The sequence below is a fragment of the Brevibacterium sp. Lmc1 genome (assembly GCF_057654315.1).
The window spans coordinates 3,386,187-3,399,667 of record NZ_CM172803.1 but is presented as its reverse complement, the minus strand read 5'-3'; the positions used below and the strand labels follow the sequence as shown (position 1 = coordinate 3,399,667).

The window sequence follows — 13,481 nt, the reverse complement described above, 5'->3', positions numbered from 1 at the left end:
CCTTATGCTGGAGGTCATGACCGACACCAACCATGACCCGGGCAACGACGCTCGGACGACGGCCGAGAAGAACGAACGCGACCTCGAAGCCGGGGTCCACACCGACCTCAAGGAATCGATGACATACGGGTCGTATCTCGACCTCGACCGTCTCCTCGGCGCCCAGCATCCAGTCAGCAGTCCCGAACACCACGATGAGCTGCTCTTCATCATCCAGCACCAGACCACGGAGCTGTGGTTCCGGCTCGTCATCCACGAACTCCTCGACGCCCGGCGCCTCATCGCCGCCGATGAGCTGCAGACCGCGCTCAAGCGCATCGCCCGCGTCAAACACATCCAGAAGACCCTGACCGAGCAGTGGTCTGTCCTCGCGACGCTGACGCCGAGCGAATATGTCGGGTTCCGTGACCAGCTCGGTCGTGCCTCCGGCTTCCAGTCCTGGCAGTATCGGGCCGTGGAGTTCCTGCTCGGCAACAAGAATCGGGCCATGCTCCCGGTCTTCGACGGCGAGCCCGAGGCGCGTGCGGCCCTGGAGCAGTACCTCGAGGAACCGAGCATCTACGACGAATTCCTCGCCTGCCTGGCCCGGCGCGATCTTCCGGTGCCGCAGCGGCTCCTCGACCGAGACAAATCGGTCGCCCACACCTTCGACGAGGAACTGTGCGATGTCTTCCGCATCATCTACGAGAACCCGCAGAAGTACTGGCAGGAATACGAGAGCTGCGAAGAGCTCGTCGATCTCGAGGAGAACTTCCAGATCTGGCGCTACCGACACATGCGCACGGTGCTGCGGATCATCGGCATGAAACGCGGAACTGGCGGTTCGAGCGGAGTCGGATTCCTGCAGAAGGCGCTCGATCTCACGTTCTTCCCCGAGCTCTTCGACATCCGCACCGGAATCGAGAACGGCCCCGGAATCAGCCCCGAAGGGATCTGAGAAGCACCTTCAGCCGAGCAGCAGGTTCCTCATCTGTGCGAAGTATGGAGAATCGGGGTCGATGACATCGGCATGGTTCGCGCCCGGCAGCTCGGTCAGGGCGGCGGGGAAGACACGGGAGAATTCGACGTTGACGGTGGCATCGGCATCCCCGTGGATCGAATGCACGTCGACGCGTGCCGGGATGAGGGCCACCCGGGATCGCGGATCGTGGCGCAGGTAGGCTTCCAGATCGTGCTCGGGCCGTACGCCCATATAGTCGAGGACTGCTCCATCGCCGAGGTGGCCCTCAACCTCCCGCAGCAGATCGGTCACCGGTGCCAGAGGACGCAGACGGATCCGCGGACCCCCGTCGGGCAGGTGCGAAGCCCAGGCGAGGACGAGGCAGCCACCGGCCGAATGGCCCGAGACGATGAGATTGCCCTGTGTTCGTTCGCTCACGCCCCAGCGCGGCAGTTCGGCGCACACCGATTCGATGGCCGCGGTGACATCGTCGAGCAGGAGCGGCTGACCGCCGAGGCGTCGATACTCGATGGAAGCGACGAGCACTCCCGACTCGGCCAGCGCCCGAGCCAACGGTCGGGCATGGGACAGATCGGTGCGGGGGCGGAAGTAGCCTCCGTGGACGAAGATGACCGTCGCCGAGGCGGTCGCCGGGTCACCATAGACTTCGACGAACTGCTCGGGGGAGTCCCCGTAGGCGTGCCGGAAGGACGGAGCCACGTCGGTCCCGGCGGCGGCGAGTTCGGGAATGCGCACGGACTCGACGCTCATCCTTCGGTACCCCGAGGTGCGTTCACCTCACCGGTTCCACCTGTGTGAGTTTCGCCCGAGCCGGTCCGGTCGGCAGCGCCCGCTTCGCCGGCGGCGCCTGTCTCACCGTTCTCCCGGGCGCGGTCGACCTCACGCGAACGTTCGACGAGGTCGCGGACGCGGGTGAGCTCCGCCAGCTTCGGGTCCAGAGTGTCACCTGAGGACTGCCCGCGCAGCCGGCGACCGACCCACGGGGCCAGGTACTCACGGGCCCACCGCGACTCCTCGCTCATCACCTCGCGGATCGCCCGCGTCGGACGAGCGGGAACACCGAAGCCCTTGACCGGCAGGGAGCGGCCGCTCTCCAGGGTCGCCAGAGCCTGCTCGGCGACGAGATGGTGGCCCTTCGTCGACAGGTGGATGCGGTCGTCGGCCCACATCTCCGCGGCGTAGAGCGAACGCAGCCCCCACAGGTCGACCATATGGCAGCCGTGCCGCTGCGCGATCGACCACAGGTGGGCGTTGTAGATTCCCACGCGTGGACGCACCGCACGGATGAGCGGGGTGCTGAACTCGGTATCGAAGCCATTGCACATGAGCACCTCGATGCCGGCCTCACGCATCGCGATCACGGCGCGTTCGAACTTCGCGGCCAGGGCATCGATATCAGCCTTCGGGCGCAGGCAGTCATTGCCGCCGGCGCACAGGCTCACGAGGTCCGGCTTCATCTCGAGGACCTGCGGCACCTGGTCATCGACGATGCGGTCGAGCAGACGACCTCGGATGGCCAGATTGGCATAGGACAAGTCCGTGCTGCCCACCGACGACTCGGTGAGCATGAGCGCGAGCCGGTCGGTCCAGCCGCGGTACCGATCCTCGACCCGTGGGTCGGGATCCATCAGACCCTCACTGAACGAGTCTCCGATTGCGACGTATGAGGTGATCGGCTCAAGCATCAGGGATCCTTCTCTCTTCGTGCGATTCATCCAGACTATACGCCGGACCCGACGCGGGGACCCGTCCGCCCCAGAACTACCTGACGGCGGCCCAGCAACCTCGCGCCAGGTTGCTGGGCCGCCGTCAGGTAGCAATTGGGAGGGGAAGAGGGCGGGAACTCGCCTTGGCGGAGGTCGTGCGCCAACGCGGCGAAGGGCCCCGAGGTCACCGAGTGGAATCATCGAGTGGCGTAGACTCGACACCGCAGCCCGACGTCGTCGCCGACCCCCTCGCTAGGAGCAGAATGTATCGGTCAGTCCCGGTCCCCGCAGCCACAGATTTCGTCATCACGAACGCGCGGATCGTGCCCGTGGCCGATGCCTCCGGGAACCGCGCCGAGGCGATCGAAACCGGCACGCTGACGGTCAGGGACGGCCGCATCACCGAGGTGGCCCCCGGCTCCGTCGACACGTCCTCCCTCCCAGCGGACACCGAGGTCATCGATGCCGGTGGACGCTGGGTCCTGCCCGGTTTCATCGAAGCCCACGGCCACCTCGGCGTCCATGAGGACGGTGAAGGCTGGTCCGGTGACGATACGAACGAGATGACCGATCCCAACGGGGCGGGCCTGCGCGCGCTCGACAGCATCGATCCCACCGATCTCGGATTCAAGGATGCCCTGCGTGGGGGTGTCACCTCGGCGCTCATCAAACCCGGTTCCGGCAATCCCATCGGCGGTCGCACCGCTTTCCTCAAGACCTGGGGTCGGATCGTCGACGAGATGCTCGTGACGCAGGATCTGTCCGTGAAGTCCGCACTCGGCGAGAACCCGAAACGCGTATACGGAGAGAAGAAGGTCACCCCATCAACGAGGATGGGCACCGTCAAGATCATCCGCGACGCCTTCGTCGAAGCGCGGAACTACCAGGCCAAACGTGCGCAAGCCGACGCCGATGGCACCCCGTTCGACCGCGACCTGGTCAAGGAGACCCTGGCCGACGTCCTCGACGGCAAGCTCGCATGGGACCAGCACTGCCACCGCGCCGACGATATCGCCACCGCCATCCGCCTGTCCGAGGAATTCGGCTACCGCCTCGTCATCAACCACGGGACCGAAGGCCACAAGATCGCCGATTTCATCGCCGCCAAGGGCATCGACGTCATCCTCGGCCCCCTGATGACCTCCCGATCGAAGGTCGAACTGCGCGACCGCACCCTGGCCACCGCGGCCTCCCTCGCCGAGGCGGGAGTGCGCATCGCGCTGACCACCGACCATCCGGTCATCCCGATCAACTTCCTCATCCACGAAGCCTCCCTGGCCGTGAAGGAAGGACTCGACCCGACCGTCGCGATCGAAGCGCTGACGATCAACCCGGCCGCGATCTTCGGCCTCGACGACCGCCTCGGTTCCCTGGCTGTGGGCCGCGACGCCGATATCGTCATCTGGTCCGGCGATCCGCTCGATCTGAACTCCCGCGCCGAGACCGTCTTCGTCTCCGGCCGTCGCGTCTTCGACTACGACGCCGCCTCAGGAACCGCGTACATCGCCGACCCACTCGGCCCGACACTCATCAGCGAGCCGTGAGCGACAGAGAACTCGAAGACGCCACCACCACCGAGGTTCGGGTCGAGGATCCGGCCGAGCCGGGCCCTGTCCGAGGTTCGTCCCCGGCCCCGACCTCCGGCGGCAACCCGGAGGCCGGATCCCAGGCCCTGCGCGAACTGCTCGAACGCACCCGCCTGCAGCGGCTAGCCGAACTGCGGGACTCCTCACCGGAACCCCAGCCTGAAGATCTCGCCAAGGCCGCTGCGGCGAAGGCGGCGAAGGCCGAGCGCAGCGGCGGGCGGTCGAAGTCCCGCACCGACCACCTCGGTGCGTCTCAGCGCATCGCCCAGAAGGTCGCCCGGCGTACCGTCGGCAAACTCGTCTCCGGTACGACGGAGAACACGCAGCCGGTGCCGATCGTCACCGCGCTCAAGGGCACCCCGTACCAGGCGCCCGTCCAGGCGAACGAGCCGAGCGAAGACGAAGCCCGGATGATCCTCGACCTCGCCGCCGATATCGCGGCGATGATGATGCGCGCCGGTGCCGGCACGAGCGATGTCGAGGTCTCCGTCATCGCCGCGTGCACCGCGTGCGGTCTGGCCACCGTCGAGGTCGATCTGACATCGAACACGCTCGTCGTGCACTATTCGACTTCGGACGGACGTCTGCTGACGGTGATGCGGGTCAACCGCGGTGAGTCCACGCATTTCGCGAAGCTCGCCTCTGTGCACAAGCTCGTCACCGACCTCGTCGACGGGCGTTTGGAATTCCATGAGGCACGCAGTCGTCTCGACGCGATACGCACGCAGCGGCGACCGTTCCCCGAATGGTTCACCACTGGTGCCTGGGGCTTCATGGTCGGTGCCCTCGTCCTGCTGCTCGGGGGAGGCCCGATCGCGATTCCCCTGGGCATCACGATGGCGATCGTCGTTTTCCAGTTCGGCAAACTGCTCGGACGCACCCACCTGCCGTCGTTCTTCATCACGGCGCTGCAGGCCGCCTCGGCGACTCTCATCGCCACCATCGCCGGCGACGTCGGTATCATCGCCTCACCGCAGTACCTCGTGGCTGCCGGAATCGTCCTGCTGCTGCCGACGCAGTCGCTGTATTCGGCGGTTCAGGATGCGCTGACGAACTTCCCGCTGACCGCCGCCGGGCGGGTGGTCGGGGTGTTCATGACCCTGGCCGGCATCGTCTCCGGAATCGCCCTGGGAATCGTGTGCGGTCAGGCCATCGGACTCAGCCATATCGAAGTGCTCGTGCCGAAGACGAGCCCGCATGTGGTCACGGCGATCCTGTCGATGGTCGCGGCGGCCGTGGTGGCGATGTCCGGTGCGGTGGCCATGTCGGCCAGGCGCCGATTCATCCTGCCGGCGGCGCTCGTCGGCCTCGCTTCGCACATCACGATGATGTCGCTGACGCTGTTGGACATCGACAATGTGCTTGCCAGTCTGCTGGCGGCCACCGTCACCGGTTTCCTGTCGCGGCCGCTGGCGCTGCGGCTGGGAGCGCCGGCGATCGTGCTGATGATTCCCGGCATCTACACCCTTCTGCAGGGACTGTCGATCTTCACCGCTGTCTATCAGATCGCGTCGGAATCGGAGAACGTCTCCTTCGCTGTGGGTCTGTCCTCGCTGTTCACCGCGATCCTCGCGAACGCGGCGCTCGCTGTCGGCGCTGTGCTCGGCAGCTATCTGGCGCTGCCGTTGAAGAACCTCAAGAGTCAGAGCTCGGCTGAGGAGAAGGTCGAAGAGGTGCGCAGCGGCGAGACATCGACCTCTGTCATCGACTCGGTGCAGCCCGGCGGTGCGAAGACCCAGTCGAGCGGGTCTGCAGGTTCGAGGATCCAGTCGGGCGAGGCCGGGGGAGAGAAGGCTCAGCCGAGTGGGGCCGGAGAAGCGGACGCCTCGGACGAGGCCGATACCGGTCCGATTCAGATCTGATCCGGGCTCAGATCGGGTCCCGGACTCAGACCTGATCCGGCAGGGCCCAGTCGATCGGGTCGATGCCCTTCTGGGCGAGCAATTCATTCGTGCGCGAGAACGGTCGGGAACCGAAGAATCCCCGCCGTGCCGACAGAGGTGAGGGATGCGCGGATTCGATGATGGCCACCTCGGCGGTTCCTGATGTCAGCAGGGGAGCGAGGTTCCGGGCGTCGCGGCCCCAGAGGATCGCGACAAGCGGCTGATCGCGTTCGATCAGCGCGGTGATCGCCCGTTCCGTGATCTCCTCCCAGCCTTTGCCGCGGTGGGAGGCGGGTTCGCCGGGGGAGACGGTGAGGGCGCGGTTGAGCAGCATGACTCCCTGGCGTGACCAGGCGCGCAGGTCCCCGTGCGCGGACGGCGGAATCCCGAGGTCGGACTCGAGCTCCTTGAAGATGTTGCCCAGCGACCGCGGCAGGGGACGGACATCGGGGTCGACGGCGAATGACAGGCCGATGGCGTGGCCGGGCGTCGGATAGGGGTCCTGGCCGACGATGAGGACCTTGACCTCGGACAGCGGTTCGGCGAAGGCGCGGAAGACGAAGTCCCCGGAGGGCAGGTAGGCGCGACCGGCAGCGATCTCGTCGCGGAGGAAGTCGCCCATCGAGTGGATGCGCTCTTCCACTCCGGTCAGGGCGTTCGCCCAATCGGGGGACATGATCTCTGTCAGCGGGGGCGTCGACGTCATGGGCACGAGTGTAGCGATGCTCGGCGGACGAGGTCGCGTTGGGACAGTGGTGTCAGCTGCCACGGAATGGACGTCAGCTGCCAGGGAATGGGCGGAGCAGGAACGGCGGTGCTGTCGCCGGCGGCGGGGATGCGGGGGCGGGAAGCCACCACGGACATCATTGTTGGGTCGATCCGCGGTGGTTTCCTCAATGATATCACCGTGGATCGGCCCAACAATCCGCCATCCACCGCACAGACGAGGGAGGGGCGAGCTTTGCGAACCTCGGCACCGCCTCGGCGACGGCAGACGATAGCCTCGGCACCGCCTCGGCGACGGAGGACGATGACGTCGACACCGCCTCGGCGAGGGTGGGAATCGACCTGCGCGCATGTGCACGGAGCGCAGATCGGGTGTGCGCGATCGCCTACCGAACCGGTGTATTGCCGTTCAGCGCCACGCGTTATGCTCGGCCTAAGGAGTTCATCGTTGAACGAAAGGACCGAAATGTCGGAATTCCCAGAGGCCAAGAACTGGAAGATGCTCATCGGCGGAGAATGGGTCGATGCCGCTGACGGCGACACCACCGATGTCATCACCCCGATCGACCGCAACGTCGTCATCGCCAAGGTGCCCAACGGCAAAGAGGCCGACGCCGACCGCGCCGTCCAGGCCGCACGAAAGGCTTTCCCCGAGTGGGCGGCCCTGCCGTTCAAGGAACGCCAGAAGAAGCTTCTGGCCTGCGCCGATGCGCTCGAAGCCGCCTCGGAGGAGCTCGCCCAGCTGACCGCTCTCGACACCGGCAACGCGATCCGCACCCAGGCTCGCCCGGAGACGATCACCCTGGCCGACCTGTTCCGCTACATGGGCGGCGTCGCCGGTGAGGTCAAGGGCAACACCCTGCCCGCCGGAGACATGCAGCTCCAGTACACCAAGCGTGTGCCGCTGGGTGTCGTCGCCGGCATTCTGCCGTGGAACTCGCCGCTGATGATCGCCGCCTTCAAGACCCCCGCCGCGATCGCCGCCGGCAACACGATCGTCCTCAAATGCGCCGAGGATGCACCGCTGACCATCCTCAAGATGGCCGAGATCATCGCCGACATCCTGCCCGCCGGTGTGCTCAACGTCGTCACCGGCAAGGGCTCGGTCATCGGTGAGGCCCTCAACGTCCACCCCGACGTCGACAAGGTCTCGTTCACCGGATCGACGAGCGTCGGCCGTCACGTCGCCGAGGTGGCCGGTGGCCGTCTCGCGCATTCGTCGATGGAGCTCGGCGGCAAGTCCCCGAACATCATCTTCCCGGATTCGAACGACGACGACACCCTCGAGCAGGTGCTGCTGTCGACCCGCTTCGCCCGCCAGGGCCAGTCGTGCACCATGGGGTCGCGTCTGTTCCTCCACGAGGACATCTACGACGATTTCCTGTCCAAGCTCGTCGACGCGGTGTCGAAGATGAAGGTCGGCGACCCCCGCGATGAGTCCACCGACATCGGCTGCATCATCAACGAGAAGCAGTACGACCAGGTCGCCAGCTACATCGAGATGGGCAAGTCGATGGACGGCGTCGAGATCGCCTACGACGGCTCCGATTCGCTGGAAGTCGGCGAACCCGGCTTCTACCACGCTCCCGTGATCTTCTCGAAGGCGAAGAACGACTGGCAGACCAGCCGTGAAGAGATCTTCGGCCCCGTCCTCTCGGTCATCCCGTGGAAGGACATCGACGAGGTCATCGACATGGCCAACGACTCCGACTTCGGACTCGCGGCTTTCGTCTTCACCAAGGACGTCGACGCGGCCCTGACCATGGCCAACCGGATCGAATCCGGCTGGGTTCAGGTCAACCAGGGCGGCGGCCAGCTGGCCGGCCAGTCTTACGGCGGCATGAAGACCTCCGGATTCGGGCGAGAGGCATCGCTGGAAGGCATGCTCGAAGGATTCACCCAGATCAAGCAGGTCAATATCCGCATCCGCTGATCCTTTTCCCTGCCGAGGCGGCCCTGCTCTTGCGGTCGAATGTGGGGTCGATCCGATCCTCGTGATCGGGTCACCCGGTTCGCCGAGGCGGCCCCGCCTCGGCGCAGGTCGTTCCTTTCACCCCGTCGACACGGTCACCGATCCGGTGCCGTGCGGCGGGGTGATGCAGTTGCGGGCGCAGCAGCCGCCGGGCATGTGCGAGTTGCCGTCCCACGAGCCGTGCCCTGGTCGGGATCGACCTCACAGCCTCGGCGGCGCGCCGGAAATTTCGGTACCGCCGATCCGGCGATAGGATAGAAGCACAGACACCTCTCGAAGGAGCACAACCTCTATGCCGCCGAACGACGACACCTCAGAACTGAGCGAGCTCGAGGTGGCCGTTTTGGAGTTCGAGCGGCGGTGGTGGAAATACGGAGGCGCCAAGGACCACGCGATCCGTGAGCGCTTCGACATGTCAGCCACCAGCTACTTCCAGATCCTCAACTCGCTTCTCGACAATCCTGCAGCTCTGGCCAGCGACCCCATGCTGGTCAAGCGCCTTCGCCGTATCCGCAGCACGCGGCAGAGCGAACGCGCCCAAGCCCGCGTCTCGAGGTAGACATGACCGACGAATTCGACGAGATCGAGCCCGGCCGGCGCAGCGGTGCCCATCGACAGGAGTCCGCGGCGTCGTCGAACATCGGTGCCATCTCGCTGGTCATCATCCTCGCCCTGGTCGCTGTCCTGCTGGTCGTGGCCGCCATCAACATCATCTTCTCCTCGATGGGCAACCCCGAGTCGAAGATCGCCGACCCTCCGACCTCCGAATCGGCGTCGGCCGAACCCTCACCGAGTGAGAGCGAAGTCAGCGTCGCAGACGATTCGATCACCGTCGACGTGCTCAACGGCTCCGGCGTCTCCGGTGCAGCGAAGAAGTTCTCCGAGGCTGTCGAAGAGAAGGGCTGGAAGCTCGGGCAGGTCGGCAACTACTCGACGAACCTCTCTGATTCGACCGTGTACTACAACGGCGAGGAGAACGCGTCCCAGGCCAAGCTCGTCGCCAAGTCGCTGGGAGTCTCCGCCACCGAGGCCTCGTCCGACTTCGAAGCCGACATCACGGTCGTCATCTGTTCGGACATCGCCGATCGCGGACCCGAACCCAGTGGAGGCGGGGACTCGGAGTGATCCGAAGCGATTCGGCGGCGCGGCAGCGCGACTGAGTCGGCGGGATCGGTTCGGCCTCGGCCGCCTCGGCGATGAGGGCATGAGACGGCGGGGCTCCTTGGTTGCGGTCGGGTCATGGGACGGTGGGCCGCCTCGGCGAATTCCTGACCGAATGGTCTGATTTCATTTGCCGCGATCCCCGCTGTGAACAGGGCAGAAACCCTTAGGTAACGAATCTATAACAGTGTTGAACCGCTCTAGGTGGGATGCGCGCCTGCGGTAGAGTTGCAACAGCTAGGCAAGCACAGCACCTTGTGTTCTATTCGTGCTTCACCGAGATTATTCTCTAGAGGTCAATGAGAGAAGTCGCGGGGTCAGTTGAGTTTTACTAGCTTCCGTATCTCGGGTGGGGTCATCTGATCGCGGCTGCGATGCGGGATTTCAATGGCACTGCACTGTATGGAGAAGTAATGGCACAAGGTACCGTCAAGTGGTTCAACGCTGAAAAGGGCTATGGATTCATCACCCTTGAAGGCGACAACCAGGACGTGTTCGTTCACTGGAGCGCAATCCAGATGGACGGCTACCGCTCTCTCGAAGAGGGCCAGCAGGTTCAGTTCGAAGTTGGAGAAGGACAAAAGGGTCCTCAGGCGGAGTCCGTCACCCTCCTCTGAGACTGGCTGCTGTCAGCACAGTTTTCTGATCCGCTGCGGCGGGGAGTCGGAACGGCCTTCGGGCCGACCGGCACCAATCGCACGGGGGAAGCGCCGAGCAGGCAACTGCTCGGCGCTTTTCAGTGCCCGCGGGGCCCGGGGGCCGCGTCGGGTGCACCCGTGCGCATGGACTTCGATTCAGCCCAGTGTGAGTTGAGCAGCCCATGTTGAAAACAGGGCTACTCGCCATAAATTGGGCTGTTCGAAATCGTGGGCAATCGGGCCTGCGCCAAGCGTTTCGCGCTGGGCCGAACTGCCCGCTGCGCCTCCATCGCGCGCCGACAACTCGCGGATCTGAACTGCCCTCGCCCATCTTGGCGGGCGACAAACATTTGCACTCGCATGGGGAGAGTGCTAAATCTAGTACTGGTGAAAACCGATGGGTTCCCACCAGTCGTCTCGAGAGCGTGGTCCATATGTGGAATGGAACATGCGGACACACTCTCTGCCGTCGCGGGCGTTGACGACTGCTCTGGATTCCCACTCCACTCCATCAGGGAGGATCTAAGCCACTATGGCAAAGATGATTGCATTCGACGAAGAAGCTCGTCGAGGACTCGAAGCTGGCCTCAACCAGCTTGCGGACGCGGTCAAGGTGACCCTTGGACCCCGCGGTCGCAATGTCGTGCTCGAAAAGCAGTGGGGCGCACCGACCATCACCAACGATGGCGTCTCCATTGCCAAGGAGATCGAACTCGAGGACCCCTACGAGAAGATCGGCGCCGAGCTCGTCAAGGAAGTCGCCAAGAAGACTGACGACGTCGCAGGCGACGGAACCACCACCGCTACCGTGCTCGCACAGGCTCTCGTCCGCGAAGGCCTGCGCAACGTGGCAGCCGGTGCTGATCCGCTCAGCCTCAAGCGCGGTATCGAGAAGGCCGTTGAGGCCGTCACGAACGTCCTGCTGAACAACGCCATCGACATCGAGACCAAGGAACAGATCGCCGCCACCGCTGGCATCTCCGCCGGAGATCCCGCAATCGGTGAACTGATCGCCGAGGCCATCGACAAGGTCGGAAAGGAAGGCGTCGTCACCGTCGAGGAGTCCAACACCTTCGGACTCGAGCTCGAACTGACCGAGGGTATGCGCTTCGACAAGGGCTACATCTCCGGTTACTTCGTCACCGACACCGATCGCCAGGAAGCTGTCCTTGAGGATCCCTACATCCTCATCGTCAACTCCAAGATCTCGAACGTGAAGGACCTGCTGCCCGTCCTCGAGAAGGTCCAGCAGTCCAACAAGCCGCTGTTCATCATCGCCGAAGACGTCGAGGGCGAAGCCCTGGCCGTCCTGGTGCTGAACAAGCTAAAGGGCACCTTCAAGTCCGTGGCCGTCAAGGCTCCGGGCTTCGGTGACCGTCGCAAGGCTCAGCTCGCCGACATCGCCATCCTCACCGGTGGCCAGGTCGTGTCCGAGGAAGTCGGGCTCAAGCTCGACAGCGTGACCACCGATCTGCTGGGCACCGCCCGCAAGGTCGTCATCACCAAGGACGAGACCACCATCGTCGAGGGCGCCGGGGACGCCGAGGAGATCGCCGGACGGGTCGCTCAGATCCGCGCCGAGATCGAGAACTCGGACTCCGACTACGACCGTGAGAAGCTGCAGGAACGTCTGGCCAAGCTGGCCGGCGGTGTTGCAGTCATCAAGGCCGGAGCCGCCACCGAGGTTGAGCTCAAGGAAACCAAGCACCGCATCGAAGATGCCGTGCGCAATGCCAAGGCTGCTGTGGAAGAGGGAATCGTCGCCGGTGGCGGCGTCTCGCTCATCCAGGCTGGCAAGGCCGCATTCGCCGACCTCGCACTCGAGGGAGACGAGGCCACCGGTGCCAACATCGTCAAGGTTGCCATCGAAGCCCCGCTGAAGCAGATCGCCACGAACGCCGGCCTCGAAGCCGGTGTGGTTGCCGACAAGGTCGCCAACCTCGAAGCCGGATTCGGTCTCAACGCCGCAACCGGTGAGTACGAGGACCTGCTGGCCGCCGGCATCAACGACCCGGTCAAGGTGACCCGCTCTGCCCTGCAGAACGCCGCCTCGATCGCCGGTCTGTTCCTCACCACCGAGTCGGTCGTCGCCGACAAGCCCGAAAAGGCCGCCGCAGGTGCAGACGCAGCTGCCGGTATGGACGGAATGGGTGGAATGGGCGGCATGGGCTTCTGATAGCCACCGCTTGTTCGATCCGCCGTGCCGGTGCCCGCAAGGGTGCCGGCACGGCCGTTTTCGTGCTCGGACTCTCGGGTCCCGGCCCGACGGTAAGATCGTTCACGCGGAAGTGTCCGCTCGTCGTGCGTCGGCGACCATCATCGCCGAGGCGGCCCGCCGACCCGTTGTGACACCGCTCGGGCCCGCATAGGCTGGGTCCATGACCTTCACCGGAACCGACGCCTGCGGAAACAGTCCGAAGAACGTCTTCGTTGCAACGTTCGAGGAGAATCTCTTCAACGGCGACAGAGAAGCACTCAACGAGGTGATCGCCGACGATTGCGTGCTCCAGGTCGTTCACCCTTCCGACGTCGAAACCCACACGGGCCGAGAAGCCGTCGTCGAAGCTCTGTTGAAGTTGTCCGGCCATTCTCACGAGGTCGGCCACCTCGAAGCAGCGATCACCCACGGCAAAGCCGCGGCCGCGTGGGGATACTGGCAGGCCGAGGCCGACGGCGACGACCTGCGGCACTTCTCGCACACGATGTGGTTCACCACGCACAAAGCACAGGAGTTCGGACAGATCCGGATCTTCCAAGTCTGAGACAGTTCCGGACGTGCCCTGCTTGAGACGGTTCCGGACGTGCCCGGTCTGAGTAGGAAACGGAGTTTCCGGGCCTGAAGAGGCCC

General features: G+C 64.9%; 12 protein-coding genes. 9 read left to right on the top strand and 3 right to left on the bottom strand.

The window, feature by feature from the left end:
- Positions 1-16: 16 nt before the first annotated feature.
- Positions 17-937 (top strand): tryptophan 2,3-dioxygenase, encoded by a 921-nt coding sequence (locus tag AC239G_RS15215; RefSeq protein ID WP_139468146.1) that lies wholly within the window; start codon positions 17-19, stop codon positions 935-937.
- Between the two features lie 9 nt (positions 938-946).
- Here AC239G_RS15215 and AC239G_RS15210 read toward each other — a convergent pair whose 3' ends face one another.
- Together AC239G_RS15210 and AC239G_RS15205 are read right to left on the bottom strand one after the other, a co-directional pair.
- Positions 947-1,711: an alpha/beta hydrolase gene (locus tag AC239G_RS15210; RefSeq protein ID WP_139468147.1), complete on the bottom strand. Its 765-nt coding sequence runs from the start codon at positions 1,709-1,711 to the stop codon at positions 947-949.
- Positions 1,708-2,646 carry an SGNH/GDSL hydrolase family protein gene (locus AC239G_RS15205; protein ID WP_139468148.1) on the bottom strand — a complete coding sequence of 313 codons (939 nt, stop codon included), beginning with the start codon at positions 2,644-2,646 and terminating at the stop codon, positions 1,708-1,710. The genes AC239G_RS15210 and AC239G_RS15205 overlap by 4 nt, the downstream gene beginning before the upstream one ends.
- Before the next feature lie 284 nt (positions 2,647-2,930).
- Here AC239G_RS15205 and AC239G_RS15200 point away from each other — a divergent pair, with 284 nt between their 5' ends.
- Together AC239G_RS15200 and AC239G_RS15195 are read left to right on the top strand one after the other, a co-directional pair.
- Positions 2,931-4,211 carry an amidohydrolase gene (locus AC239G_RS15200; RefSeq protein WP_172171483.1) on the top strand — a complete coding sequence of 427 codons (1,281 nt, stop codon included), beginning with the start codon at positions 2,931-2,933 and terminating at the stop codon, positions 4,209-4,211.
- Positions 4,208-6,115, top strand: coding sequence for a threonine/serine exporter family protein (locus tag AC239G_RS15195; RefSeq protein WP_487489210.1), 1,908 nt, complete (start codon positions 4,208-4,210; stop codon positions 6,113-6,115). The genes AC239G_RS15200 and AC239G_RS15195 overlap by 4 nt, the downstream gene beginning before the upstream one ends.
- A 25-nt stretch (positions 6,116-6,140) precedes the next feature.
- On the opposite strand, the gene AC239G_RS15190 is transcribed toward AC239G_RS15195, so the two are convergent.
- Positions 6,141-6,842, bottom strand: a complete 702-nt coding sequence (locus tag AC239G_RS15190; protein ID WP_139468151.1) for a uracil-DNA glycosylase — start codon at positions 6,840-6,842, stop codon at positions 6,141-6,143.
- A 486-nt stretch (positions 6,843-7,328) separates the two neighbouring features.
- Between AC239G_RS15190 and AC239G_RS15185 the strand changes: the two genes are divergently transcribed.
- The 6 genes from AC239G_RS15185 (at position 7,329) to AC239G_RS15160 (ending at position 13,395) form a co-directional block, all read left to right on the top strand.
- A complete protein-coding gene (locus tag AC239G_RS15185; RefSeq protein ID WP_487489209.1) occupies positions 7,329-8,795 on the top strand; it encodes an aldehyde dehydrogenase family protein in 1,467 nt (488 codons plus the stop codon).
- A gap of 331 nt (positions 8,796-9,126) precedes the next feature.
- A complete protein-coding gene (locus AC239G_RS15180) occupies positions 9,127-9,393 on the top strand; it encodes a DUF3263 domain-containing protein (protein ID WP_025780444.1) in 267 nt (88 codons plus the stop codon).
- A 2-nt stretch (positions 9,394-9,395) separates the two neighbouring features.
- Positions 9,396-9,959 carry a LytR C-terminal domain-containing protein gene (locus AC239G_RS15175; protein WP_487489208.1) on the top strand — a complete coding sequence of 188 codons (564 nt, stop codon included), beginning with the start codon at positions 9,396-9,398 and terminating at the stop codon, positions 9,957-9,959.
- 449 nt (positions 9,960-10,408) lie between these two features.
- Positions 10,409-10,612 (top strand): cold-shock protein, encoded by a 204-nt coding sequence (locus AC239G_RS15170; protein WP_025780447.1) that lies wholly within the window; start codon positions 10,409-10,411, stop codon positions 10,610-10,612.
- A 553-nt stretch (positions 10,613-11,165) separates the two neighbouring features.
- Positions 11,166-12,809 carry a chaperonin GroEL gene (gene groL, locus AC239G_RS15165; protein WP_039208485.1) on the top strand — a complete coding sequence of 548 codons (1,644 nt, stop codon included), beginning with the start codon at positions 11,166-11,168 and terminating at the stop codon, positions 12,807-12,809.
- Between the two features lie 202 nt (positions 12,810-13,011).
- Entirely contained in the window at positions 13,012-13,395 is a 384-nt protein-coding gene (locus AC239G_RS15160; RefSeq protein WP_181270736.1) for a DUF4440 domain-containing protein, read from the top strand.
- Positions 13,396-13,481: the final 86 nt, after the last annotated feature.